The organism is Hyphomicrobium zavarzinii ATCC 27496, assembly GCF_000383415.1.
Taxonomy (GTDB): domain Bacteria; phylum Pseudomonadota; class Alphaproteobacteria; order Rhizobiales; family Hyphomicrobiaceae; genus Hyphomicrobium_C; species Hyphomicrobium_C zavarzinii.
Map to the genome: position 1 here is coordinate 140,267 of NZ_KB911255.1, position 24,734 is coordinate 165,000.

At 64.8% G+C, this 24,734-nt stretch carries 19 protein-coding genes and 1 tRNA gene (1 of these 20 cut by a window edge); 13 read left to right on the forward strand and 7 right to left on the reverse strand.

Annotated elements, in window-relative coordinates; all coding sequences use genetic code 11:
- Positions 1 to 61: 61 nt before the first annotated feature.
- Together F812_RS26285 and F812_RS0100670 are read right to left on the reverse strand one after the other, a co-directional pair.
- Positions 62 to 235, reverse strand: a complete 174-nt coding sequence (locus tag F812_RS26285) for a hypothetical protein (RefSeq protein WP_156827158.1) — start codon at positions 233 to 235, stop codon at positions 62 to 64.
- 164 nt (positions 236 to 399) lie between these two features.
- Positions 400 to 484 (reverse strand) — tRNA-Leu (locus F812_RS0100670).
- Between the two features lie 432 nt (positions 485 to 916).
- On the opposite strand from F812_RS0100670, the gene F812_RS0100675 reads away from it, so the two are divergent.
- Entirely contained in the window at positions 917 to 1,897 is a 981-nt protein-coding gene (locus F812_RS0100675; protein ID WP_020084027.1) for a complex I NDUFA9 subunit family protein, read from the forward strand.
- Positions 1,898 to 1,938: 41 nt separating this feature from the next.
- Positions 1,939 to 2,742 (forward strand): DUF2939 domain-containing protein, encoded by an 804-nt coding sequence (locus F812_RS0100680; RefSeq protein ID WP_020084028.1) that lies wholly within the window; start codon positions 1,939 to 1,941, stop codon positions 2,740 to 2,742.
- A gap of 16 nt (positions 2,743 to 2,758) precedes the next feature.
- Here F812_RS0100680 and F812_RS0100685 read toward each other — a convergent pair whose 3' ends face one another.
- Complete coding sequence (locus F812_RS0100685; RefSeq protein ID WP_156827159.1) at positions 2,759 to 3,421, reverse strand: tetratricopeptide repeat protein; 663 nt, start codon at positions 3,419 to 3,421, stop codon at positions 2,759 to 2,761.
- Between the two features lie 195 nt (positions 3,422 to 3,616).
- Here F812_RS0100685 and F812_RS0100690 point away from each other — a divergent pair, with 195 nt between their 5' ends.
- From F812_RS0100690 to F812_RS25135, 4 genes are all read left to right on the forward strand, one after another.
- Positions 3,617 to 4,894 carry a phosphopantothenoylcysteine decarboxylase domain-containing protein gene (locus F812_RS0100690; protein WP_020084030.1) on the forward strand — a complete coding sequence of 426 codons (1,278 nt, stop codon included), beginning with the start codon at positions 3,617 to 3,619 and terminating at the stop codon, positions 4,892 to 4,894.
- Positions 4,895 to 4,899: 5 nt separating this feature from the next.
- On the forward strand, positions 4,900 to 5,442 hold the full coding sequence (dut, locus tag F812_RS0100695; RefSeq protein WP_020084031.1) for a dUTP diphosphatase: 543 nt from the start codon (positions 4,900 to 4,902) through the stop codon (positions 5,440 to 5,442).
- Positions 5,443 to 5,573: 131 nt separating this feature from the next.
- A complete protein-coding gene (gene cysK, locus F812_RS0100700) occupies positions 5,574 to 6,575 on the forward strand; it encodes a cysteine synthase A (protein ID WP_020084032.1) in 1,002 nt (333 codons plus the stop codon).
- A 93-nt stretch (positions 6,576 to 6,668) separates the two neighbouring features.
- Positions 6,669 to 8,033, forward strand: coding sequence for a PDZ domain-containing protein (locus F812_RS25135; protein WP_198011112.1), 1,365 nt, complete (start codon positions 6,669 to 6,671; stop codon positions 8,031 to 8,033).
- A 79-nt stretch (positions 8,034 to 8,112) separates the two neighbouring features.
- Here the strand turns inward: F812_RS25135 and F812_RS0100710 are convergent, their stop codons facing one another.
- Positions 8,113 to 9,312, reverse strand: a complete 1,200-nt coding sequence (locus tag F812_RS0100710) for a pyridoxal-phosphate-dependent aminotransferase family protein (protein WP_020084034.1) — start codon at positions 9,310 to 9,312, stop codon at positions 8,113 to 8,115.
- Between the two features lie 259 nt (positions 9,313 to 9,571).
- Entirely contained in the window at positions 9,572 to 10,390 is an 819-nt protein-coding gene (gene ubiG, locus F812_RS0100715; protein WP_020084035.1) for a bifunctional 2-polyprenyl-6-hydroxyphenol methylase/3-demethylubiquinol 3-O-methyltransferase UbiG, read from the reverse strand.
- Positions 10,391 to 10,655: 265 nt separating this feature from the next.
- Between ubiG and F812_RS0100720 the strand changes: the two genes are divergently transcribed.
- The 6 genes from F812_RS0100720 to F812_RS22040 all read left to right on the forward strand — a co-directional run bounded on the left by F812_RS0100720 (position 10,656) and on the right by F812_RS22040 (position 20,455).
- Positions 10,656 to 11,918 carry an aspartate kinase gene (locus F812_RS0100720; RefSeq protein ID WP_020084036.1) on the forward strand — a complete coding sequence of 421 codons (1,263 nt, stop codon included), beginning with the start codon at positions 10,656 to 10,658 and terminating at the stop codon, positions 11,916 to 11,918.
- A gap of 174 nt (positions 11,919 to 12,092) precedes the next feature.
- A complete protein-coding gene (gene ptsP, locus F812_RS0100725; RefSeq protein ID WP_020084037.1) occupies positions 12,093 to 14,351 on the forward strand; it encodes a phosphoenolpyruvate--protein phosphotransferase in 2,259 nt (752 codons plus the stop codon).
- A gap of 93 nt (positions 14,352 to 14,444) precedes the next feature.
- Positions 14,445 to 15,530: a peptide chain release factor 1 gene (gene prfA / locus F812_RS0100730; RefSeq protein WP_020084038.1), complete on the forward strand. Its 1,086-nt coding sequence runs from the start codon at positions 14,445 to 14,447 to the stop codon at positions 15,528 to 15,530.
- Positions 15,520 to 16,431, forward strand: coding sequence for a peptide chain release factor N(5)-glutamine methyltransferase (gene prmC, locus F812_RS0100735; protein WP_020084039.1), 912 nt, complete (start codon positions 15,520 to 15,522; stop codon positions 16,429 to 16,431). The genes prfA and prmC overlap by 11 nt, the downstream gene beginning before the upstream one ends.
- 471 nt (positions 16,432 to 16,902) lie before the next feature.
- Positions 16,903 to 17,802 (forward strand): DUF4167 domain-containing protein, encoded by a 900-nt coding sequence (locus F812_RS25140; RefSeq protein WP_020084040.1) that lies wholly within the window; start codon positions 16,903 to 16,905, stop codon positions 17,800 to 17,802.
- 286 nt (positions 17,803 to 18,088) lie between these two features.
- Positions 18,089 to 20,455 (forward strand): TonB-dependent receptor, encoded by a 2,367-nt coding sequence (locus F812_RS22040; RefSeq protein WP_020084041.1) that lies wholly within the window; start codon positions 18,089 to 18,091, stop codon positions 20,453 to 20,455.
- An 81-nt stretch (positions 20,456 to 20,536) separates the two neighbouring features.
- On the opposite strand, the gene F812_RS0100750 is transcribed toward F812_RS22040, so the two are convergent.
- On the reverse strand, positions 20,537 to 21,298 hold the full coding sequence (locus tag F812_RS0100750; protein WP_020084042.1) for an MOSC domain-containing protein: 762 nt from the start codon (positions 21,296 to 21,298) through the stop codon (positions 20,537 to 20,539).
- A gap of 205 nt (positions 21,299 to 21,503) precedes the next feature.
- Here F812_RS0100750 and clpB point away from each other — a divergent pair, with 205 nt between their 5' ends.
- Positions 21,504 to 24,140, forward strand: coding sequence for an ATP-dependent chaperone ClpB (gene clpB / locus F812_RS0100755; protein WP_020084043.1), 2,637 nt, complete (start codon positions 21,504 to 21,506; stop codon positions 24,138 to 24,140).
- A gap of 105 nt (positions 24,141 to 24,245) precedes the next feature.
- Here clpB and F812_RS0100760 read toward each other — a convergent pair whose 3' ends face one another.
- Positions 24,246 to 24,734: the 3' end of a M23 family metallopeptidase gene (locus tag F812_RS0100760; RefSeq protein WP_020084044.1), read on the reverse strand. The gene runs 1,554 nt beyond the window's last position; 489 of the gene's 2,043 nt are visible here — the last part of the coding sequence; the start codon falls outside the window, past its right edge; its stop codon occupies positions 24,246 to 24,248.

Here is a 24,734-nt window from a genome sequence, read left to right on the forward strand (position 1 = left end):
CCAGCGGGTAGCCGCTAGGTCAACGTGCAGTTTGCGGTAGATTTCTCGGTTTTATGCCCTGTTACGGGTTCGACGCGGCGCCGGCGAGCAGCTTGTTCCAATGCTGTCGCAGCTTGTGATCATGCTGGCGCACGATGATCTTGGCGCGGATCGCACGAGGGTCGTCGTGCACGGCGATGCCCGTGCTCCAGACAACGGTGCCGCGTCCGTCCAAACGTGCGAGGTGCTTCGGCACGCGTCGCACGAAGTACCGGACGCCATTGCGTTCGATGGGTCGTGCGTCTTTGAGCTTGTTGGCTATGTCCGTCCTTCCGCTGGTCGCGGCAATGTGGACGGATAAGCAGTCGACGCATATGTCGACGTAATAGTCCCGCGTTAGTACACTTAGAGCTTAAGTGATGGTGCCCAGAAGAGGACTCGAACCTCCACGCCTCGCGGCGCTAGTACCTGAAACTAGTGCGTCTACCAATTCCGCCATCTGGGCAAGCCGTAAGCTCGCGGGCGCCATGAGTTACGGGGAGTGGCCGCCGTTGTCAATGAGAGTACCGCCTCAAAGGGGGCAAGTGCGCATTTTGCGCGCCCGCGAGGTTGGACTCGTCACGTTTCGGGTCCATAAGCTAGTCCCTGACCTGAGCCGCTTTGGCCTTTGATCGAATCGGTGTCGCGCGCGCAAACGTGCTCTATGTCGTTGTTCTGGAGTCTGATTCACGCGTCTGGTGCGGACACGGAGGCTCGGCTGGCTTGGCGATCAGGTGAGGGCCGCTCTTGCGGATGCTCCGGTTTTGATCGGCGTGCGGGAACGGACTAGACCTTTGTTTTATCGTGCTTCCCGGTGGAAAGCGGGGCCTCGGTTTTCCGGAAGCATATGAGGGACTTACGGCTCCAAAGGCTGAGGCGCCGGGGCGGGAGAAGCGGAATGGCAGCGGGAAGCGGCAACAACAAGCTGGTCACGATTTTCGGAGGGTCGGGTTTCGTCGGCCGTCATACTGTCCGGGCGCTCGCGAGAGAGGGCTACCGCATCCGGGCCGCGTCGCGCCGCCCCGATCTTGCGGGCTATCTGCAACCCATGGGCAATGTGGGGCAGATCCAGCCGGTGCAGGCCAACCTGCGATTCCCCGAGTCGGTGGCCCGCGCGGTGGAAGGCGCCGACATCGTCATCAACGCGGTCGGTATCCTGGCAGGCAGCGGCCGGCAGACCTTCAAGGCCGTGCATGACGAGGGAGCCCGGGCTGTCGCCAAGGCGGCGCGGGCAGCCGGCGCGTCTCACTTCGTCCATATCTCGGCGATCGGGGCGTCTGCCTCCTCGCCCGCGCGCTATGCGCGTTCGAAAGCCGCTGGAGAAGCCGCGGTGCTCGAGGAGTTTCCTGGTGCGATCATTCTGAGGCCGTCGATCGTGTTCGGTCCCGAGGATGAGTTCTTCAACCGGTTCGCGGCGCTTGCGCAGATGTCGCCCGTGCTGCCGCTGATCGGGGGCGGACGCACCCGCTTTCAGCCGGTCTACGTGGGCGACGTCGCCGAAGCGGTCGTGCAGGTTCTCCAAAGCGCGAAGCCCGGCGCGGTCTATGAGCTCGGCGGGCCGGAGGTGCTCTCCTTCCGCGAGCTTCTGGAGCGCACGCTGTCCTATGCGGGACGCAAGCGCGGCTTCATCTCGCTGCCGTTCTGGCTGGCGAAGCTTCAGGCGCTCATGACGTGGCCGTTGCCGAACTCGCTTCGCCCGCTCACCGTCGATCAGGTGCGGCTGCTCCAATCCGACAACGTCGTGAGCGCCGAGGCCGCGAAGGACGGGCGGACGCTGGCTGGGCTCGGTGTCGTGCCGCAGCAGTCGATCGGATCGGTGGTGCCGTCCTATCTCGAACGCTTCAGACCGAAGGGGCAGTATTCGCACTACCGCGGATAGGGCCTGCGCCTGCCGTATTCCGGATGCCTCGGGGGGATCTCATGAGCCGATCGCGCGCACCAGCCACGGGAACGCCGGTTTCGCGGCTTTTCAAGATGCGATCGCTCGGATCGATCGGCTTCGTCGCCGTGCTGGCGTTCTATGTCGCCTGGCCGCTCTATGCGGGCTACGAGATCAAGTCGTCGCTCGAAGGCCACAACGTGGAAGGGCTGGTTGCGAGGATCGATTTTCCGAGCGTGCGGGCTTCTCTCCGCCCCGCCGTTGCGGCCAAGGTCGACAAGGTGATCACGGATACGCTGCACAAGGCGGGAACTGCGGGCGGTGCGCTGAGCGATCAGCTCAAGGCGCGCGTGATGCCCCGGATCGTGGACGGTGTGCTCGCGTCGCTGGTCACGCCGGAGATGCTCATCCGCATTCACGCTAGCGGGAAAACGTTCAAGGAGGCGCTGGACAGCCTCGTGATGGACCGGGCGTCCCGCGCAGATGGGCTCGGCGGGTTCCTTATCGTGTCCGAGGATCAGTCCGGAGGCGGGCGCAGCCGGCTCGACGAAATCGCCGGGAAGCTCGGCATCGATACGCATAAAGTTCTTGGCGGCGCGGATGCGAAGGCAACCGACGTGCAGCCGCAGCCGGGTGCCGAGATCGAGGTTCTGCCGGCGCTCAACGAGTCCCGCGCGCGGCCGAAGTACGGGCTCGGCAACATCAAGCACTTTTCACTGACGGGACCGTTGGGGCTCTCCGTGGGCGTGGCGCGCGACGCGACGGCGGGCAAGGCGGAGATCACGGCGGAGCTGAGCTTCGTCAACGGATCGTGGATGCTGACCGGTCTCGTGCCGCAGATCTGATCCTCATCCTGCCACGCTACGAGGTGGCGGCGCGGCATTCCTCATCGGCGGGAAGAGGATCGCAGGACGCGGAGGCGACGCAGATTTCGAGCGCTTTGCGCACATCGCGCGTGTAAAGGCCGTCGATCGGGCCGGAATAGATGCCCTGTGCCTCCAGTCCGCACTGGTAGAGTTTCACGAGGTGCTCGCCGCCGTAACGCATGGCCTGCTCGTAGTCGCGGAGCGCGGCCGTGCGCTCGCCGAGTGCCTGGCGGATGTGGGCGCGGGTGTCATGCGCGTGCGGACTGGCAGGGGCCAAGCGGAGCGAGCGCTCGACGTCGCTCATGCTCTCGGTCAGCCGGTCGAGCTTGTAGAGCACCCAGGCGCGGTTGTTGAGGGCCATGGCGGAGGCGGGGTCGAGCTTGATGGCTGCGTCGTAGTCGGGCAGGGCGTCGCTCAAGGCGCCGGTGAGCGACAGGGCGAGGGCGCGCATGGCGTAGGCGAGGCTCTTGGTGCCGGCGTCCAGGTTGGGGTTCTCGATGAGCTCCGTGCAACCGGCGATGCGGCGCTGGTTGTTCTCGCTGAAGCATTCGGCGACGGTGTTCGAAGACGCGACGGAGGGAGCCCCGCACACCGCGAGCAGGGCGGCGATGGCCAATACAAGTTTCCGGCTCTGGCGTTCCATCCTGAGGAGCCTCATCGGTAACCATCGTGGTCCGGTCGTTGAACCGGCAAAGCGCGTGATATGGTAGCATAAATGATAGGGTGCCGGCTGGCCGCAATTGCGGCATGTTTCGGCTTTCAGGGACCGGATGCGCGGATATGCTCGTGCCCGCGTCGTCCGTCCTGCCCTTAATATAGGCGCTCCATCGAGGTCGGCTTGGCTCGAAATTCCATGAAACGCGTGCTGCTCATCATCGGCGGCGGCATTGCCGCCTACAAATGCCTGGATCTCATCCGCAGGCTGGGCGAGCGCGGATTCGCCGTCCGGTGCGTCATGACCAAGGCCGCGCAGGAGTTCATCACGCCGCTGGCGGTGGGGGCGATCAGCAACGAGCGTGTCGCGACAGATCTCTTCGACCTCGAAGGCGAGCGGGAGATCGGACACATCCGCCTCGCGCGGGAAACGGATCTCGTGGCGGTGGCGCCGGCGACGGCCGACCTCCTCGCGCGGATGGCGCAGGGGCAGGGGAACGATCTCGCCACCGCCGTGCTGCTCGCCACGCGGGCACGCGTGCTGGCGGCTCCCGCCATGAACCCCGCCATGTGGAGCCATCCGGCGACGCAGCGCAACGTGCGCCAGCTCGAAGCGGATGGCGTCCAGTTCATCGGACCCAACGCGGGCGAGATGGCGGAGAAGGGCGAGGCTGGTGTCGGGCGCATGGCCGAGGTCGGCGAGATCGTGGCGCGCATCGAGAGCCTTATCGCCGACAACGAGGAGAGCGCGAGTGGCTTCGGCTTTCTCAACGTTTCCGGATCGCGCGCGAAACCAGAGCCGAGCCTTCCGCTGGCGGGGCGCCACGTGCTGGTGACGAGCGGGCCGACGCACGAGCCCATCGATCCGGTGCGCTACATCGCCAATCGTTCTTCAGGAAAGCAGGGTCATGCGATCGCTGTCGCCGCGCGGCGTCTTGGCGCGCGGGTGACGCTCGTCACGGGGCCGGTTCAGCTCGCCGATCCCGATGGTGTCGAGACGCACCGCGTGGAGACCGCGAACGAGATGCTGGCTGCCGTCGAGGCGGCGCTTCCCGCGGATGTCGCGGTGTTCGCTGCCGCGGTCGCGGACTGGCGCGTCGCCGCGCCGGGCCGGGGCAAGATCAAGAAGGCGCCCAACGCAGGGCCGCCGCAGCTCGAGCTCGTGGAGAATCCCGATATCCTGCGCACCATCGCCAAGCGTACATCGCGCCGTCCCACGCTCGTCGTCGGGTTCGCCGCCGAGACCAGCGCGGTGATCGAGAACGCACAAGGCAAGCGCAAGTCGAAGTCGGTGGACTGGATCGTCGCGAACGACGTCTCCGAGGAAACCGGGGTGTTCGGCGGCGAGCGGAACCGGGTGCATCTCGTCACACCGCAAGGTGTCGAGAGCTGGCCGGAGATGAGCAAGGCGGAAGTCGCGGATGCGCTGCTCGCGCGCGCCGCCGGTTTTCTGACGGAAGCGCGGGAGCAGGTGTAGCGGGGATGGCCAAGGGGGTTTCCAAGGGACGCGTGCGCATTCGTGTGGTGGTGCTGGCGCATGGCGAAGGATTGCCGTTGCCGGCCTATCAGTCCGATGAGGCGGCTGGGCTCGATCTTGTCGCGGCCGTTCCGGAGAGCGAGCCGGTGGTCATCAAGCCGCGCAAGCGCGTGCTGATCCCGACGGGCCTTACGCTGGAATTGCCGCCCGGCTTCGAAGGGCAGGTGCGGCCTCGCTCTGGGCTGGCGCTGAAGCACGGCATCACGGTGCTCAACAGCCCGGGGACGATCGATTCCGATTATCGCGGCGAGGTGAAGATCATCCTCGTCAATCTCGGAGAGGCGCCGTTCTCCATCCATCGGGGCGAGCGCATCGCGCAACTCGTCGTGGCGCCCGTCACGCGCGTGGCGCTGAAGCGCGTCGAAGTGGTGGGCGAGACCCGGCGGGGCGCGGGCGGTTTTGGCTCCACGCGCGGAGCCAAGGGCCTGGCGCGGCGCGCAGCCACTCCCGCAAAAAGCCAAAAAAAGGCATTGAAGCGTAAGGTTTAGCTGCCTATCTCCGCCATGATACGGAGAGGGTTGCCGGTGCAGGAAACGCGTAGGCAGCCCTTTGGATGGGCACGAATATGTGCGAAAAGAAACTTTAGGAAACCCCGGACCAATCGAGGCAGGCTAGAGCGATGACCGATGCGACCGAAATCAAGACCTTGAAGGCAACCCAGAGCTGGGGCCGCGGACGGGTCTTTTCCGATATCACGGAGACAATCGGACATACGCCGCTCGTTCGCCTGCAGCGCGTTGCCAAGCAGGCCGGTGCCAAGGCGGACGTGCTCGTCAAGCTCGAGTTCTTCAATCCGCTGTCGAGCGTCAAGGATCGCATCGGCGTCGCCATGATCGACGTGCTGGAAGCCGAGGGCAAGATCACGCCCGGCAAGAGCGTGCTGGTGGAGCCCACATCAGGCAACACGGGCATCGGCCTCGCGTTCGTCTGTGCGGCGCGCGGCTACAAGCTCATCCTGGTGATGCCGGAATCCATGTCGATCGAGCGCAGGAAGATCCTGACGCATCTGGGCGCGGAGCTGGTGCTCACTCCGGCGGCGGGCGGTATGCCCGGCGCCATCGACAAGGCGAACCAGATCCTGGCTGAGACACCCGGCGCCGTGCAGCCGAGCCAATTCGAGAACCCGGCCAATCCGCTCGTGCACGAGAAGACCACGGCCGAAGAGATCTGGACCGACACCCAGGGCAACGTGGACGCGATCGTGATCGGCGTCGGCACGGGCGGCACGCTCACGGGATGCGGTCGCGTGCTCAAGGCGCGCAAGCCGTCGCTCAAGGTGATCGCGGTGGAGCCCGAGGGCAGTCCCATTCTCTCTGGCGGCGCGCGCGGTCCGCACAAGATCCAGGGCATCGGCGCGGGCTTCGTGCCGAAGGTGCTCGATACGAAGTTCATCGACGAGGTGGTGCGGGTTTCGAACGAGAAGGCCTTCGAAACGTCGCGATCGTTGGCGAAACTCGAAGGGATTCCGGGCGGTATCTCCACCGGAGCGAATGTGGCTGCGGCGCTCGAGGTGGCGGCGCGGGACGAAATGCGCGGCAAGACGGTGGTGACGTTCGCACCCTCGTCGGCCGAGCGCTATTTCTCGAGCGAGCTCTTTGTCGAGCCGCCGCAGAAGGTGTGAGTCGGTTTTACGAGTTCTTTGGCAAAGGGGGTAAGGGTGCGGTTGCGGCCGTTTCTCAATGCGGGAGCTGTTGTGCTCGCTGCGGCGTGTGCCGTGGCGTCCCAACCTGCGCTCGCGCAGCGGTGGACACCGCTGACCGGCGTGCTGACGCCCGAGGGTGAGCCCACCGAGCGCCCCAAAGAAACCAAGGAGCCGGAGCGGAGCACCCCCGCCAAGACGCCGGCCGAGCCGGCCAAGAGCACGCCTTCCTCTTCAACGGACGTTGCGACGGAGAAGCTGTCGCTCAAGGTTACCCTGACGAAGACCGTGACGGACGGGCAACCGCATGGCGGTCTTGGGGTCCGGGTGACGACCGTCGACGCGGATCTCGCCGACGCGCTGGGTCTCGGCACCGAGCGCGGCGCGCTGGTTTCCGATGCGCCTCAGGGCAACACCGGGGTGCGTGCCGGCGACGTGATTCAGAAGGTCGATGGGCGCGAGGTTACGGATTCAGACACGCTGACGGCCGTGCTTCGCGGGCTCAACCCGGATCAGTCGGTCACGGTCGACGTCTGGCGCGCGGGACAGGGTGCGGCGGATCTCAAGCGCTTCCTGATTGCGCGGGCGGACGCGGGCAATGTCGGCGCCTCGGCGAGCCTCGGGCGGCTGTTGTCGCTCGGGCTGGTTCTGGGGCCAAAGGATTTCGCCGAAGCGGCCCGTTACTATCTCAAGGCCGCCGAGGCGGGGCACCTCGCCTCCATGACGCGCTACGGGCTGTTCGCGAAGGACGGCATCGGCATCCCCAAGAACGAGACGCTGGCCGCCAAGTGGTTCCTTCAGGCAGCCGAGGGCGGGCAGGAAGCCGCGATGACCAATCTCGGCACGCTCTACGAGACGGGGCGGGGCGCGACGCAGGATTACGCCGAGGCGGCGCGCTGGTACCGGCGTGCGGTGGACAAGGGGCATATCTTCGCCATGCACAAGCTCGCGCTCCTCTACGAGACGGGCAAGGGTGTGCCGAAGGACGACCAGGAGGCGGTGAAGCTTTTGCGTGAGGCGTCCGACAAGGGGCTCAGCGAGGCGACGTCATGGCTCGCGGAGAAGTATGAGCTGGGGCGCGGGATTCCCAAGGATGAGGCGGAAGCTTTCCGTCTCAATGCGCGTGCCGCCGATCAGGTGCGCCGCTCGGCGGAGCTCGGGAATGCGGTGGCGACCTTCAATCTCGGTGTTCTCTATCGCATCGGCAAAGGCGTGAAAAAGAGCGATACGGAGGCGGCCTATTGGGTGGTGCGCTCGCTCAAGCTCGGCGACAAGTATCTGGTCTCGGAGCTGATGCGCAATCCGAACGTGCTGTCACTCGGAGACCGGAAGTGGCTACAGGAAGTCCTTCGCGACGAAGGCGCCTACAAGGGGCCGATCAACGGCAGCTTCACGCCGGAGGTTCGCACCGCGATGGAATCGCTCGCCGGGCGGGCGTGATCTTCCTCGCCGAACGGGACAAAAGAAAAGCCCTCCGGCTGGTGTGCAGCCGGAGGGCTTTTTCGTTCGTGGCTGCCGATCAGGCGGCCTTGGCGAGGGGGCGTGCGCTGTCTGCGATGTAGGCCATCGCAGCCTGCACGCCGCCCTTCTTGTGCGGCACGCCAGCAAGCTCGAGACCCATCTCCACGCCGGTGAGGGCGCCGAGAACGGTGAGCTCGTTGGTGTCGCCGAGGTGAGCGATGCGGAAGGCCTTGCCGGCGAGCTTGTTCAGGCCGGTGCCAAGCGACATGTTGAAGCTTTCGAGCACGAGCTTGCGGAAGGCGTCGGCGTTGTGGCCATCGGGCATGAGCACGGTGGTCACGGCCGGGCTGTCGTATTTCTCGTCACGGCAGTTGACCTCGAGGCCCCAGGTGCGGACCGCGATGCGCGTTGCCTCGGCGAGACGCTCGTGGCGGGCGAGCACGTTCTCCAAGCCTTCCTCGTGGATCAGCTTGATCGACTCGTCGAGGCCATAGAGCAGGCCGGTCGCCGGCGTGTAGGGGAAGTAGCCGTCGCCGTTGAACGCGAGCATGTCGTCCCACGAGAAATAGGAGCGGGCGAGCTTCGCGGTCTTCGAGGCGGCGATGGCCTTGTCGGAAATGGCGGTGAACGACAGTCCCGGCGGCATCATCATGCCCTTCTGCGAGCCGGAGACCGTGACGTCGATGCCCCATTCGTCATGGCGCAGATCGGCGGCGGCAAGGCCCGAGATGGAATCCGTCATCAGGAGCGCCGGGTGGTCGGCAGCATCAATGGCGCGGCGCACCTCGTCGAGGCGCGTGCGGCAGCCGGTCGAGGTTTCGTTGTGCACGACGCACACGGCCTTGATGGTCTTGGCCTTGTCCTTGCGGAGATGGGCTTCGATCTCGTTGGCGTCGGCGCCAATGCGCCAGTCGGTCTGGATGACCTCGGCGCGCAGGCCGAGACGGTCAACCATCTGCTTCCAGAGAACGGCGAACTGGCCAGTCTCCACCATCAGCACGCGGTCGCCGGGCGAGAGCGTGTTGGTGAGAGCGGCTTCCCATGCGCCCGTTCCGGACGAGGGATAAATGATCACGTGGCCCTGCGTCTTGAACAGGGTCTTTACGCCGGAAAGAACGCGCTTGCCGAGCTTCTGAAATTCAGGACCGCGATGATCGAGGATCTGGCGGGCCATGGCCGCGATGATCCGCTCGGGAATGGGAGTCGGACCTGGAATTTGCAGGAAGTGCCGGCCCGGGCGGCGTGGCTCGTTCGACATATTCGTCCCCTTCTCCGCTCGCTGCGTAGCGGCCGCTTGTCCTGCGGAGGGTTGCTCCGAAGGAGGAGAGGCCTGCCATGTTTTTGGTTCATCTGCGCGAGCAGCGGCTTCTTAAAGATTGAAAGGCGGGGCGCCGTCAAGGCTGTTTGCCCCGGCCAAGGTGCCATACGGCCGCAGTTTTTCGTATTTTTCGACTTAAAGACGTTATGTCGCGAACGCGTTTTGCGAAAACGTCATTCGAAATAGAAAAAAATGCTGATCAGGTTTTTACGGGCTGGGGTTCTCGAACCGCCGATACGAGATAGTTCACGTCGGTGTCGTCGGCGAGGCTCCACTGATCGCGGAGGGGGCTGTAGACGAAACCCTTGAAGCGGGTCTCGCCGAGACCCGCGCTCGCGATGTGGCGGCCCAACTCGTCAGGCGTCACGAAGCGATCCCATTGATGCGTACCTCTCGGCAGCCATCCGAGCACGTACTCGGCGGCCACAATGGCGAGCGCGTAGGACTTCAGCGTGCGATTGATGGTCGACAGCACGAGCATGCCGCCAGGGCGGACCAGGCTCGCGCAGGTTTTCACGAAGGCGCCAACGTCGGGGACGTGCTCGACGACCTCGAGACAGGCCACAGCATCGTAAAGCTCGCCAGCGGCTACGAGCGCTTCCGCCGTCGTCACCCGGTAGTCGATGTCGAGGCCCTGAGGCGTGGCGTGGTCGCGGGCGATGGCGATGTTCTTGTCGCCCGGATCGATGCCGGTTACGCGCGCGCCGAGGCGGGCCAGGGGCTCGGACATGAGGCCGCCGCCGCAACCCACGTCGAGAACGCGGAGATCCTTCAGGGGGCGAAGGCCCGACGTCTCGCGTCCGAAGTGACGGGTCAGCTCGTCGCGGATGAAGGTGAGCCGCGCGGGGCCAATCTGGTGAAGCGGCCGGAATTTTCCGAGCGGATCCCACCAGGCCTTGGCGAGGCGCTGAAAGCGCTCGATCTCCGCGTCGTCGAGATTGGCCGGCCCCGCGCCAGGAGTGGCGCCGGCGGCTGCGGGGGAGTTCGGTTCGGTGGAGGTCTGGACGGGCTGGCTCATGGGCGCGAAGGTGACAGGGTGGACGCGATTGTCAATGTCGCGAGGTCGGCCGTCTGCTCCAGGCCGGCTTGCGGCCCTTCCGGCAGGCGAACCCCCAGGTGCTCCATCGGAAAATGCTTCGTTGCAGCGATCCGGCGTTCCCGGTAAGAGAACGGCCGAAACGAGGTCAAGTCCCCTTGCGGCTCCGCCAGTGGACAGGCCCTCAAGACGATCTTCCAGACAGAACCGGGTTTTTGTTCAGAACCGGGCTTCGAGCGGTTAGGCCATGGCTGTTGTCGTGATGAAATTCGGTGGCACCTCGGTTGCCAACGTCGAGCGCATCAAGAACGTTGCGCGCCACGTCAAACGCGAGGTCGACGCCGGCAACAAGGTTGCCGTGGTGGTTTCGGCCATGTCGGGTGCGACAAACCAGCTCGTCTCTTGGGTGAACGAGGCGTCTCCGCTGCACGACAAGCGCGAGTACGACGCGGTCGTTGCCAGCGGCGAGCAGGTCACGGCGGGTCTGACTGCGATCGTTCTCCAGTCGATGGGCGTCAAGGCGCGCTCCTGGCAGGGATGGCAGGTTCCGGTCGAAACCAGCACCGCCCACGGCTCGGCCCGCATCACGGGCATCGCGGGCGAGGATCTCAAGCGCTCGCTCGATGCGGGCGAGGTGGCGGTGATCACCGGCTTCCAGGGCGTGGAGCCCAAGTCCAAACGGATCGCGACGCTTGGGCGCGGCGGATCGGATACGAGCGCGGTGGCCATCGCGGTCGCGCTCAAGGCCGACGTTTGCGACATCTATACGGACGTCGATGGTGTCTACACCACGGACCCCCGGATCGTGCCCAAGGCGCGGCGCCTGCCCAAGGTGAGCTACGAAGAAATGCTCGAGATGGCATCCTCCGGCTCCAAGGTGCTGCAGACGCGCTCGGTCGAGCTGGCGATGGTGTATCAGGTCAAGACGCGCGTGCTGTCGAGCTTCGTCAAGCCCGACGACATGGCGCCGGTCAGGGCCGGCAATCTTGAGAATATCGGGACAATCGTTTGCGGCGAGGATGAGATCGTGGAAAGCCAAGTCGTCAGCGGCATCGCCTACGCTCGGGATGAGGCGAAAATCACCATGCTGAAGCTCGAGGACAAACCGGGCATCGCGGCGCGCATTTTCGTGCCGCTGGCCGAGGCCTCGATCAACGTGGACATGATCGTCCAGAACGTCGCCGCAGACGGCCGCCACGCCGATATGACGTTCACGGTGCAGGCCGCCGAGCTTCCCCGGGCGCTCGAAGTGCTCAAGGCGGCGCGCGCCGACATCGGCGATTTCGAGCTGCAAAGCTCCGCGGACGTGGCAAAGGTCTCGGTGATCGGCATCGGCATGCGCAGCCACGCGGGTGTTGCGGCGCAAATGTTCAAGGCGCTCTCCGAGAAGGGGATCAACATCCTGGCGATCTCCACTTCTGAGATTAAGATCAGTGTGTTGATCGATGCGGCTTATGCGGAGCTCGCGGTCCGGACACTGCACACGATCTACGGTCTCGACGCAGCCTGACCGACCGGCGCGAGCCGTTAAGGTCTGGCTATCGCTTTTCCGGCAGCATTTCCGCATTCGCGCTCAAATTAACGTATAACGGCGCATGACCCCTGGGGTACCTAGGGGGGTGCGGATCCATATTTCAACGGCTATTGCCTTATGCACTCGAGACGCGGCGACGAGCCCCGTGTGATGCCAACCGAGCCGGCGCTGCGTGTCATCATGCGCCGGCTGCGGGACATCATGGCCGAGCCGGCGGACGGGCAGCAGCGGCTCGACAAGATCGTGCGCCAGATCGCCGGCGTGATGGTGGCCGACGTCTGCTCGATCTACCTGAGGCGTCAGGACGGATCGCTCGAGCTGTTCGCCAGCGAAGGCCTCAACGCTTCCGCAGTGCACAATACGATGCTGAAGCGCGGCGAAGGCCTCGTGGGCCGGTGCGCCGAGCTCGGGGTGCCGATCAACGAGCCGGACGCCTCGAAGCACCCCGCCTTCTCCTACCGGCCCGAGACCGGCGAAGAGATCTACCACTCGCTGCTGGCGGTGCCGATCCAGCGCAGCGGGCAGGTGCTCGGCGTGCTGGTCGTCCAGAACCGCACGGTCAAGGAATACTCGGACGAGGACGTCGAGGTGATGCAGGCAACGGCGATGGTCGTTGCGGAGCACCTCGTGTCCGGCGCGGTGAGCGGGGTCGGATCGGCGATCGAGATCTCGCGGGCGCTGTCAAAGGTGGTGTCCGGCGAGCCGATCTCGGAAGGCATCGCGCTCGGCCACGTGATGCTGCACGAGCCCAGGATCGTCGTCACCAAGCTGATGGCCGACGATCCGGCGGCGGAGTTGCGCCGGCTCGAGGACGCCATCCTGGAGCTCAAGACCTCGCTCGACGACATGCTGAGCCACGAGCTTCTGTCAGGCGCGGGAGATCATCGCGACGTGCTCGAAGCCTATCGCATGTTCGCCCACGATCGCGGCTGGGAGCGCCGGCTCAGGGAGGCGGTGCAGAGCGGCCTCACGGCGGATGCGGCGGTGGAGCGCGTCAAGAACGGCACGCGCGCGCGGATGCTGAAGCAGGCCGATCCCTTTTGGCGCGAGCGCCAGCGCGACCTCGACGATCTATCGGACCGGCTCTTGCGCATTCTCGCGGGCGTTCCCACCGGCCTCATCAATCCGCCGGAAATGCCCTCAGATACCATTCTGGTGGCGCGGAACATGGGCCCGGCGGAGTTGATCGACTATGACCGCTCGCGGCTGAGGGGCCTCGTCATCGAGGATGGCAGCGGGCAGAGCCACGTGGCGATCGTCGCCAAGGCGCTCGGCATTCCGGCGGTGGGCCAGGCCGAGGGCATCGTGGAGCGGGTGACGGCTGGCGATGCGATCATCGTCGACGGCGTGATCGGCGAAGTGCACGTGCGCCCTTCGAGCGAGGTGGTTTCCGCCTATACCGACAAGGTGCGTTTCCGGGCGCGGCGGCAGAAGCAGTACGAGGCGCTGCGCGATCTTCCGGCCGAGACGATGGACGGCGAGCGCATCACGCTGCAGATCAACGCCGGTTTGCTCGCGGATATGCCCCATCTCAAGGAATCCGGCTCCGACGGCATCGGTCTGTTCCGCACCGAGCTCATGTTCATGCTCTCGCACAGCTTGCCGCGGGTGGACCGGCAGACGCAGGCTTACGAAGCCATTCTGACGGAAGCGGACGGCAAGCCGGTGGTGTTCCGGTCGCTCGACATCGGCGGCGACAAGGTGCTTCCCTACCTTAGCCACGTGCCGGAGGAAAATCCGGCGATCGGCTGGCGGGCGATCCGCATGTCGCTCGACCGGCCGGCGCTGTTCCGCATGCAAGTGCGCGCCCTTCTGCGGGCCGCAGCCGGCAAAGAGCTGCGCATCATGATCCCGATGGTCTCCGTCGCCACGGAGATGGACGAGATCAGGGTTCTGATCGACAAAGAGCGTGACATCGCCGCGGCGCGGGGCATCGCGCCTCCGAGCAAGCTCCTGATTGGGGCCATGATCGAGGTTCCGAGCGTCCTGTTCGAGCTGGACGAGCTTCTGCAGAGGGTCGATTTCGTCTCGGTCGGCAGCAACGATCTTACCCAGTTTCTGTTCGCGGCGGACCGCTCGAACCCGCGCGTGGCAAGCCGGTTCGACTCGCTTTCGGTTGCCTCACTCAGGGCGTTGAAGCAACTCGCGAGGGCCTGCCGCAAGCACGGGGTCGCGCTCACGCTCTGCGGTGAGATGGCCGGGCGCCCGGTTGAAGCCATGTGCCTCATCGGCCTCGGTTTCAGGACGCTCTCCATGGCGCCGGCGTCGATCGGTCCGGTCAAGACCATGATCCGCTCGCTCAATGCGGAGGCGATCACGCTGCTGCTCGACCGCCTGCTGGTCGGCCGGTCGGGCAGTCTCCGGAGCGAGCTCGAGGCGTTCGCGGCCGAGCACGGCGTCGAAATCTAGGCCGGTACTCCATCCGCCGAGGGAATTTGCTTGCAGGCCAGCCCGGTTGGCTGCATGTCGCGGGATTAGCGAAGGCTCCAATACAAGAAGACCATGAGTGTCATTCCCAAAGAGAAGCTCGCACGGCTCATCGAGCGCTACGAAACTATCCAGGCCGAGCTGAACGAGGGCGCCCCTCAGGCGACCTATGTGAAGCTTACCAAGGAGTTTTCCGAACTCACCCCGCTCATCACGGCGGTGCGGGAGCTGGAGGCGGCCGAGCAGGAGGTGCGTGATCTCGAAGCGCTGATCAAGGATCCCGCCCAGGACAGGGACGTGGTGGATCTCGCCCGCGAGGAGCTCACGCAGCTTGGCCCCCGGATCGAGGCGATGGAGCAGGGCCTACGGATTCTGCTGCTGCCGAAGGACGCCGCCGACGAGAAGAGCGCCATTCTCGAAGTTCGCGCAGGCACCGGCGGCGACGAGGCGGCGCTGTTTGCGGCGGATCTGTTCCGCATGTACCAGCGCTATGCCGATACCAAGGGATGGAAGACGGAGATCATCTCCGTGTCGGAAAACGATCTCGGCGGCTACAAGGAAATCATCGCGTCAATCACGGGGCGGGGCGTGTTCGCGCGGCTCAAGTACGAGAGCGGCGTGCATCGCGTGCAGCGCATTCCGGCAACCGAGAGCGGCGGGCGCATCCACACCTCGGCAGCGACGGTGGCGGTGCTGCCGGAGGCCGAGGACATCGACATCGAGATCAAGGACCAGGACATCCGGATCGACACCATGCGTGCGGGCGGAGCCGGCGGGCAGCACGTCAACAAGACGGACAGCGCCGTGCGCATCACGCATCTGCCGACCGGCATCGTCGTGGTTTCGGCCGAGAAATCCCAGCATCAGAACCGCAGGCTCGCCATGCAGGTGCTGCGTTCGCGCATCTATGAAGCGGAGCGGGAGCGTGCCGACAGCGAGCGCAGCCAGGCGCGCAAGAGCCAGGTGGGATCGGGAGATCGCTCGCAGCGCATCCGGACCTACAACTTCCCGCAGGGGCGCGTGACGGATCACCGGATCAATCTCACGCTGCACAGCATCGACAGGATCATGGAAGGCATCGGGCTGGACGAGATCATCGATCAGCTCATCGCCGAGCATCAGGCCTCGGAGCTTGCCGCGATGGAAGGCCATGGCGCGTGAAGCGGGCGATCCCGGCTTGTCTTTGTTCGGCGGGCTCGAAGCGCGCGAGGCGGTGACGACGCTGGCGCGCGTGCTGGCTGACGCCGGCATCGACGGAGCCGCGCGCGATGCACGCTTGCTGGTGCTGGCCGCGCTCGGTCTTTCGGCGACCGATCTCATGAGAGAGCCCGAGCGTGCCGTTCGGCCCGAAGAGGCCCGGAGGCTGGCGGAATTCGCCAACCGGCGCGCGGCTCACGAGCCTGTCTCACGCATTCTCGGCGAGCGCGGCTTCTACGGCAGAACCTTTCACATCACGCCCGCGACACTCGATCCGAGGCCGTGCACGGAGACCGTGGTCGAGGCGGCGCTGGAGGTCGTGGAGCGGGAAGGCTGGCGCAACAGGCCGATCCGCATTCTCGACGTCGGCACGGGCTCGGGGGCGCTGCTCGTCACGCTGCTCGCTGAGCTGCCTCTGGCGACGGGGCTCGGCACCGACATCAGCGATGCCGCGCTCGACGTGGCATGTGCCAATGCGGAGCGCCTCGGCGTGGGGGTGCGCGCCTCCTTTCAGAATCGCCGCTCGCTTGACGGCGTGGAAGGCACTTTCGATCTCGTCGTGTCGAATCCGCCTTATATTCCAAGCGGAGAGATCGGCGGCCTTGATGCGGATGTGCGCGACTACGATCCGCTCGGCGCGCTCGATGGCGGAGCCGATGGTCTCGCCATCTACCGGGAGCTGGCGGCTGGGGTGCCGAGGGTCGTGCCGGAGGGCTGGGTGTTGCTGGAAGTCGGAGCTGGGCAAGCCCCGGATGTCGAGGCAATTTTCCGCGAATCCCTGGGGATGGGTTCACTGGCGGAGACAAGGACCTGGCAGGATCTCGGGAAACACACACGCTGTGTTGCGGCTAGGACACATCGTTAGCCATGAAACTAAAATCACTTGGATTTGGTGGGCGGCAGGTTTAATGTGCGGTCTAGAGAATTTAATTTCATGCGCAGTTGGTTGTTGGCAGCGGCCCGTTCGGTAACCCGGCTGTCATTATTTAGCGCATGATGGAATGCGAAACAGGCGGATGAGTGCCGTCGATGGTGCCGCACTTAGCAGGCACACGGCAGCAACCTTGAGCGCCATTCGCATTCATGCTCCTCCCTTTCGGACATGCCACTGTCGTTCGAGCGCGTAAAGGAACACGGATCTGGGTGGCGGGCGTCGGGGTCCCGCATGAACCTGGTCGCTGCATGGATGCTGCAGCCTATTTGGGGGTTTTTGGAGTCTGCCGGGCAACCGGTTTAGCGAGGACGCGGGCCGAGGGGACCGCGAGGGAACGATCGTACTCACTGCTGCGGTTTGAGCGCGGCAGCCTATTTTCCACAACTGTCGAGAATGGAGCCCATGAGGCAGGGACAGCAGAACCGCAGAGGACGCGGCCGCAACAACAACAATAATGGTAACAATAATCAGAACCGCAAAGGTCAAAATCCTTTGACGCGAAGCTTCGAAAGCACGGGGCCGGACGTCAAGTTGCGCGGTACGCCTGCTCATATCGCCGAGAAATACATCGCGCTCGCGCGCGATGCCCAGTCTTCCGGCGACCCGGTTCTTGCCGAAAACTATCTTCAGCACGCCGAGCATTATAACCGCATTATCATGGCCTTCCGCGAGCAGCAGATGGCGCAAGGCGGCGGTGACATGCAGAACGGCATGGGCCGTCCGCGGCCGGCGGGCTTCGGTGAGCCGGTGTCGATGAACGACGATTTCGGCGACGAGGATGGCGACTTCAATGCCGAGGGCCAGCCGCAGCAGCCTTACGCGGCGCAGCCTTCGCGTGGAGAGGGGCAGAGCCGTCACGAGGGGCAGCGTTTCGAAGAGCGCGGCCCGCGCACCCAGCATGAAGGGGGCGGCCGTCAGTTCCACAATCGCGACCGTCACGGCGGGGACCGCGACCGGGATCGTGACCGCGGCGACCGTGGCTATTCCGAGCGGCACGACAGAGGAGATCGCGACCGTGATCGCGGCGAGCGCTTCCAGCGGGGCGAGCCGCGCGGCGACCGTCCCGAGCGTATAGAGCGTGTGGACAGGGCGGATCGTCCTGATCGTGCGCCCCAGCCTGACGTGAATATGGAAAGTGTTCCGGCACCGCGGCGAGAGCGTGCGGCGGCCGTTCCCCACCACGAGCAGCCCGAGTTTCTGCGCCGTCCTGTGCGCCGTCCGCGCCGCGAATCCGCGAGCGGATCGGGCGAGGAAGGCGGCGCGCCGACGCCGACCCCTGCCGTGGAAGGCAGCGGGGACTGAGCAACGGCTTCGCAACGATCGGGTTTACGGGGAGCCGCGGGCAGACGTCCGCGGCTTTCGCGTGTCTGGAGAGGCTGGGGACGTTCTTCTGCATTCCGACATGCGTGCTGCAGAGTCATTCCGCAGGGTTCGGAAAAAGACTTCATTTGCAGCGTGCTGATCTTTTGTGTTCCGCATACGGTCGTTTGCTCGCCTGCAACGCGATTGTGTACTAATTTTGTAGACAATGTTTCAGTGACCCGTTTTAATACCCCGCGAAGTTGTTGTTTCCCGGGGGGTTATAGGGATGAACGCAGTTAAATCGAGTTTATCGACGCTTGCACTGGCGCTTGTCTTGGGCGGGCCGCATCTCGCCTTTGCTCAGGAGGCGGTTCCGTCCACGGAAACGGAGGGATACACCGAGTTGCCGGGCCTGGTCGTCGAGGCGCCCGCCAAGCGCAACGTCAAGAAGGCGAAGCTGCGGAAGAGCGCGCCGCAGTCGGCCGGTCAGGCCGCCGGGGAAGCTTCCGATACGGCTCTCGAGCAGCAGGTCATCGAGGGCGAGAAGGTCGTCCGCACCCTCCGCGACACTCAGACCAGCGTCGCCGTTGTCACGGGGCAGGACATTTCCGAGCGGCAGATCCGCGATCTCGACGAGGCGATCGGGCAAGCCGCCAACGTCGTCACCACGCAAGACCCGAACGCCGGCTTCGCCGTGCGGGGTCTCAACTCGGAAGGGCAGACGGGCTTACAGCACATTTCCGGCGTGCCGGCGATCGGCGTCGTGGTTGACGGCGTGACCCAGAACCCCGATGCCGTGCGCCGCGGTGCGCGTGCGTTGTGGGACGTCGAGCAGGTCGAAGTCCTGCGCGGGCCGCAGTCGACGCTGCAGGGACGCAACGCGATCGGCGGCACGGTCGTCGTCAAGACCAATGATCCGACTTACAAGCTCGGCGGTGTCATCGAGGGAACGGTCGGCACCAACGATCTCTATGGCGCCGGGTTCGTTTTGAATGCTCCCATCGTCGCGGGGCAGTCGGCCTTTCGCATCTCCGGTTACAAAACCGAGCGTGATCGCGGCATCGACTATGCCGATCCCGAAAACCAGGACATGGGGATCGACGCGTACGATACGCTGCGCGGCAAGCTTCTGATCGAGCCCGACAGCCTGCCGGGCTTCAGCGCGCTGTTCACGGCCGCGCGCACGCACGATGCGCCGGGCAGCGGCCTCGTCTCCGGTCCCAATTTCCTCGAACGCAAGCTCAACTACACCTCCTCGTTCACGGACTTCCGCGAGGCGACGGTCGAGAACTATGCGGCCGATCTCTCATATGAGTTTGCGCCGGGGCTTACCGTTCGCAGCATAACCGCGTATGCGGAAACCGATTCCGAAATCTACACGGCCGCGGGCGCTGAACTTATCCGTGACGGCGACAACGTCGCGGGAACGGACTTCACGCAGGATCTGCGGCTCGAAATCGAAAACCGCGGCAACGGACTATCCGGCGTGCTCGGTCTCTTCTACGGGAATTTCGAGCGCACCGCGTTCAACGACACGTCGCTGCACATCCCGTTCCTGGGGGGTATTCCCAGCGTTCAATACCTCGTCAATCTCACAGGAAGGTCGCTTCCGGACATCACCCTGCCGTATCAGGACGGGACGTCGGGTTCCGACACGACCACCATCGCCGCCTATGCAGACCTTCGCTACCGGTGGGATCGCTGGGTCTTCAATGCGGGTGGCCGATTGCTGAGGGATGAGGTCAAGTCGACCGAGACCTCGGTTGGCATGAATGCCTTCAACTGGCTCTATAACTATTTCGGAATCCCTTTCCAGGGGGACATCTATTTTCCGACCGATACGAATTCGAAGGCGACGTTCGAGGAATTTCTGCCCAAGGCAGGTATTTCGTACGATGTAACGGACAATCAGACGATCGGCGTATCCTACAACAAGGGTTACCGGACGGGCTTCCAGCAGTGGATTGCGCTGCCTCCTCAAGCCGGCGGCGGGTGGCGTACCTCGACGGTCGCTCCCGAGTATCTCGATGCGTATGAGCTGTCCTACCGCTCGAACTGGCTCAGCAAGACGCTCGAATTCAACTCCAACTTTTTCTATTACGATTACACCGATCAGCAGGTCGTTGTGCTCGACAGCTCCTATCGCGTGAGTGAAGTTCTCAACGCGGCTGCCTCGCACGCCTACGGCGCAGAGTTCGAGGCGCGCTGGCGCCCGATCCCGCCGCTGCAGCTCTTCGCCTCTCTCGGCTTGATGCAGTCCAAGTTCGACGACTTCGTAAGGGGTAACAGACCGGGCGAGAACTTCACCGGCAACGAGTATCCGGAAGCGCCGGGCTATACGTTCGCGGCGGGCGCGATGTATCGCTCGGCTGCCGGTTGGTTCTTGGGCGCAAACGTGCGTCACACGGACGGCTACTACAGCACGGGCGATGTCGACAACAGCCCAACGCAGTTCGTCGATAGCTTCACCGTGGTCGACGCGCGGGCAGGTTGGGAGTGGGAGAACTACATGCTTACGGTGTTCGCCAAGAACCTGTTCGACGAGAAGTATCTTACGGCCGTCGAACGGACTGACGATCCGCCGCTCTACCCTGCGTACGGGATGGCGGGCGACGAGAGGCAGTTCGGCTTGACGCTGACAGGCCGGTTCTGAGCGGTTGTGTTTTGCGACGATGGCGTGCCGCCGGACGGTGGCATGCCTTCGTGCCTTTTTGGGCGGCGTATCGACGGCCGCTCAATCTTGAAGCCTGAGCGCATCGCCGATCGCGAGCTCGCCGCCGGTCAGGATCTTGGCGTAAACGCCGAAATCCATGTGGCCCCATTCGCGCTTGAGAGCCGCCGGGATGTCCATGTCGCGGTTGCCGGTCTTGGGGTCAACGTTGGGGGCGGCGCAGCGCGTGGCTTTTTCCAGAACCGCCATCCTGACCGGCCCAATCGTGATGTCTTTGCCGAGCCAGTCGAACTCCGACCACGGGGGGAAGCCGTCAACGATGATGTTCGGGCGAAAGCGGAGCGGGTCGATGGGGCGGTCCGAGACGCGTTCGAGATCGCGCACGGTCGCGAGGTTCACGATGTGGGCGACTTTGTCGCCGGTCTCGATGAAGGTGTGGCCGGGGGCGCTCACGATCTTGGGGCGGCCGCGAAGGCGGTCGGCCATGAAGGCCGCGAAAAACTGCTCGATGATCTGCCGGCCGGAGGGGGTGGAGAGGATGCCGCTGGCCACCTGCCGCCCGTTGCGCAGCAGGATGAGGCGCTGGGTCTCCTCCTCGAAGCGCGCTTCCAGCGCGGCGAGGCGCTCGTCGCGCATCAGGATGAGAAAGCTGATGTCAGGCACCGGCTTGGGGGCGGCCGGGTCGAAGCGGCTGGGGCCGTTCTCGATGGCCCACATGCGGTCAAAGGGAAAGGGCTCGCCCGCGGACAGAGCCACCCGTTCGAGCGGCTGAGCGGAGAGACCCTTCACGGGGTAGCGAAAGAGTCCGGAAACCACGCCTGCCATTCGATCCCCCGCGGTCCGTTGATCGTGCTCATACTACCTGACGGAAGCCCCTTTATACGCGAGGTACCCGCCCTATATCTCGCTGAGGTGGTTTGGAGCCGGGCGCCGGAATGGGTCCGGATCGGGCTACGAAACAGTCCATCGAGATGGCGTTTCGAACCGAGCCTCAGATGAGGGCGGCGAAGCGCGCTGAGGAGGTAATACCATGGATTTCGAAAGGTTTACGGATCGCGCCAAAGGGTTCGTGCAGTCGGCCCAGAACTTGGCGCTCCGTGAGGGACACCAGCAATTTTCTGCCGAGCACCTGCTCAAAGTTCTTCTGGAGGACAGCGAGGGGGCGGCCGCGGGTTTGATCGCGCGCGCCGGCGGGCGGCATAAAGACGCGTTGGATGCGGTGGAGCGTCTGCTCGCCAAGCGGCCGAAAGTGAGCGGCGGCGGGGCCGGACAGCTCTACCTCGCGCCCGAGCTCGCCCGCGTGTTCGACACGGCTCAGAAGATCGCCGAGAAGGCCGGCGACCGGTACGTCACGGTCGAGCGGCTGCTGCTGGCGCTTGCACTCGAGAAGGGCTCGGAGGCCGGCAAAATCCTGGCGGATGCGGGCGTCACGCCCGACCGTCTCAATGCGGTGATCAATGAAATTCGCAAAGGGCGCACGGCAGACAGTGCGAGTGCGGAACAAAACTTCGACGCGCTGAAGCGTTTCGCGCGCGATCTCACCGAGCAGGCCGCCAACGGCAAGCTCGACCCTGTGATCGGGCGCGACGAGGAGATCCGCCGCACCATCCAGGTGCTTTCGCGGCGTACCAAGAACAACCCTGTGCTGATCGGTGAGCCGGGCGTCGGCAAGACGGCGATCGCGGAAGGCCTCGCCTTGCGTATCGTTGCGGGTGACGTGCCGGAAAGCCTCAAGGACAAGAAGCTGCTCGCGCTCGACATGGGTGCGCTGATCGCGGGCGCGAAGTTCCGCGGCGAGTTCGAGGAGCGCCTGAAAGGCGTGCTGAACGAGGTGCAGGCCGAGAATGGCCGGGTCATCCTGTTCATCGACGAACTGCACACCATCGTGGGCGCCGGCAAAGCGGAAGGCGCGATGGACGCGGGCAACCTCCTGAAGCCCGCACTCGCTCGCGGTGAGCTTCACTGCGTAGGAGCCACGACGCTCGACGAGTACAAGAAGCACATCGAGAAGGATGCGGCGCTTGCGCGGCGGTTCCAGCCGGTGTTCGTCGATGAGCCGACGGTTCAGGATACCATCTCGATCCTGCGCGGCTTGAAGGAGAAGTACGAGCTGCATCACGGCGTGCGCATCACCGATTCGGCTCTCGTGTCGGCGGCGACGCTGTCGAACCGCTACATCACCGACCGTTTCCTGCCGGATAAGGCCATCGATCTCGTGGACGAGGCCGCATCGCGGCTTCGCATGCAGGTGGATTCCAAGCCCGAGGAGCTGGATGCGATCGATCGCGACCTGATGCAGGCCAAGATCGAGCGCGAAGCGTTGAAGAAGGAGAAGGACGCGGCCTCGAAGGACCGGCTCGAGAAGCTCGAGAAGTCCATCGCGGAGCTTGAGGAGAAGTCGCGTGCGCTTACCGAGCGCTGGGAGACGGAGAAGAACAAGCTCGGCTCGGCCCAGAAGGTGAAGGAGGAGCTGGACAAGCGCCGCACCGAGCTCGTGCAGTCGCAGCGCAAGGGCGACTATGCGCGCGCGGGTGAGCTCGCTCACGCCGTCATCCCCGAGCTCGAGGCGAAGCTCAAGACCATCGAGAGCAGCGAAGCCAAAGGTGTGATGGTGGAAGAGGCTGTCACGCCGGACCAGATCGCGGCGGTCGTGTCGCGCTGGACGGGCGTGCCTGTCGACAAGATGCTGGAAGGTGAGCGCGACAAGCTGCTCAAGATGGAAGAGGCGCTGGAGAAGCGGGTCGTCGGGCAGCCGGAGGCGGTTAAGGCCGTCGCCACCGCGGTGCGGCGTGCGCGCGCCGGCTTGCAGGATCCGAACCGGCCGATCGGCTCGTTCATGTTCCTCGGGCCGACCGGCGTCGGCAAGACCGAGCTGACGAAGGCGCTAGCCGCGTTCCTGTTCGACGACGAGAGCGCGATGGTGCGCATCGACATGAGCGAGTACATGGAGAAGCACTCCGTGTCGCGGCTCATCGGCGCGCCTCCGGGCTATGTCGGCTACGAGGAGGGCGGTGCTTTTACGGAAGCCGTGCGGCGGCGTCCGTATCAGGTCGTGCTGTTCGACGAGGTGGAGAAGGCGCATCCGGACGTGTTCAACGTGCTGCTGCAGGTGCTCGACGACGGGCGCCTGACGGACGGACAGGGCCGGACGGTCGACTTCAAGAACACGCTGATCATCATGACCTCGAACCTCGGCGCCGAGTATCTCGCTGATCCGCGTCAGCCGCTGGGCTTCGGTGCTCCGGGCGACAAGGACAAGGTGATGAGCGAGGAGGAGGCGTACGGTCTCGTCATGGACGCGGTGCGCCGTCACTTCCGGCCCGAGTTCATCAACCGTATCGACGAGATCGTCGTGTTCCACCGCCTGAGGCGCGAAGCGATGGCGGCCATCGTCGACATCCAGATCAAGCGGCTGCAGGCACTCGTCGCCGACCGCAAGATCACGATCGAGCTCGACGACCAGGCCCGCACGTGGCTTGCGAACAAGGGCTACGACCCGATCTATGGCGCGCGGCCGTTGAAGCGCGTGATCCAGAAGAACGTGCAGGATCCGCTTGCGGAGGAAATCCTGCGCGGGTCGGTGAAGGATGGCGATACGGTTCGCGTCTCGGTGCGCGACGGCGCGCTGACCGTGAACGGCACTCAGGTAAAGGCGGCTGCCGCCTAACGTCAGGCCGCAGGCCACCGGCAGCAGGTAGCAGACCCCTCCCCGTCCTCGGGGAGGGGTTTTCGTTTTTGGAGGTCTGGCTGTGGTTCGGCCCCGTCGCGCCTGCTATTTGCTGGCCGTGAGGACGGGTGCGCGGCGCATCAGCTCGTCGATGCGCATGCGCTCTTTATGGAACGCGATGAGATCCTTGCCTTCGAGCTGGCGCTCGCGCGGAACCTCGATCGAGAGCGGATTGACGAACTGGTTGTTGACCAGGATTTCGAAGTGAAGGTGCGGTCCCGAGGAGAGGCCGGTCGTGCCGATGTAGCCGATCACCTGGCCTTGGCGCACCTTGACGCCAGCCGCCGCGCCGGGGGCGAAGCGTGACATGTGGCTGTAGGCCGTCTGGTAGCCGTTGGCGTGACGTATACGGACATAATTACCATTATAGCCTTTGCGGCCAGCCTCTTCGATGGTGCCGTTGCCGGCTGCGAGAATGGGCGTGCCGGTGGGGGCGGCCCAGTCGATGCCGGTGTGCATCTTGTACTCACCGAGCAAGGGGTGGCGGCGAAGGCCAAAGCCGGAGGTGAGGCGGATATCGTCGCCGCGCACCGG

Excerpts from the sequence above, each read along its gene's own strand:
- F812_RS0100675 (WP_020084027.1), top strand. The coding sequence starts at position 917 with ATGGCAGCGGGAAGCGGCAACAACAAGCTGGTCACGATTTTCGGAGGG.
- F812_RS0100680 (WP_020084028.1), top strand. The coding sequence starts at position 1,939 with ATGAGCCGATCGCGCGCACCAGCCACGGGAACGCCGGTTTCGCGGCTT.
- F812_RS0100685 (WP_156827159.1), bottom strand. The coding sequence starts at position 3,421 with ATGAGGCTCCTCAGGATGGAACGCCAGAGCCGGAAACTTGTATTGGCC.
- F812_RS0100690 (WP_020084030.1), top strand. The coding sequence starts at position 3,617 with ATGAAACGCGTGCTGCTCATCATCGGCGGCGGCATTGCCGCCTACAAA.
- dut (WP_020084031.1), top strand. The coding sequence starts at position 4,900 with ATGGCCAAGGGGGTTTCCAAGGGACGCGTGCGCATTCGTGTGGTGGTG.
- cysK (WP_020084032.1), top strand. The coding sequence starts at position 5,574 with ATGACCGATGCGACCGAAATCAAGACCTTGAAGGCAACCCAGAGCTGG.
- F812_RS0100710 (WP_020084034.1), bottom strand. The coding sequence starts at position 9,312 with ATGTCGAACGAGCCACGCCGCCCGGGCCGGCACTTCCTGCAAATTCCA.
- ubiG (WP_020084035.1), bottom strand. The coding sequence starts at position 10,390 with ATGAGCCAGCCCGTCCAGACCTCCACCGAACCGAACTCCCCCGCAGCC.
- F812_RS0100720 (WP_020084036.1), top strand. The coding sequence starts at position 10,656 with ATGGCTGTTGTCGTGATGAAATTCGGTGGCACCTCGGTTGCCAACGTC.
- ptsP (WP_020084037.1), top strand. The coding sequence starts at position 12,093 with ATGCCAACCGAGCCGGCGCTGCGTGTCATCATGCGCCGGCTGCGGGAC.
- prfA (WP_020084038.1), top strand. The coding sequence starts at position 14,445 with ATGAGTGTCATTCCCAAAGAGAAGCTCGCACGGCTCATCGAGCGCTAC.
- prmC (WP_020084039.1), top strand. The coding sequence starts at position 15,520 with ATGGCGCGTGAAGCGGGCGATCCCGGCTTGTCTTTGTTCGGCGGGCTC.
- F812_RS25140 (WP_020084040.1), top strand. The coding sequence starts at position 16,903 with ATGAGGCAGGGACAGCAGAACCGCAGAGGACGCGGCCGCAACAACAAC.
- F812_RS22040 (WP_020084041.1), top strand. The coding sequence starts at position 18,089 with ATGAACGCAGTTAAATCGAGTTTATCGACGCTTGCACTGGCGCTTGTC.
- F812_RS0100750 (WP_020084042.1), bottom strand. The coding sequence starts at position 21,298 with ATGGCAGGCGTGGTTTCCGGACTCTTTCGCTACCCCGTGAAGGGTCTC.
- clpB (WP_020084043.1), top strand. The coding sequence starts at position 21,504 with ATGGATTTCGAAAGGTTTACGGATCGCGCCAAAGGGTTCGTGCAGTCG.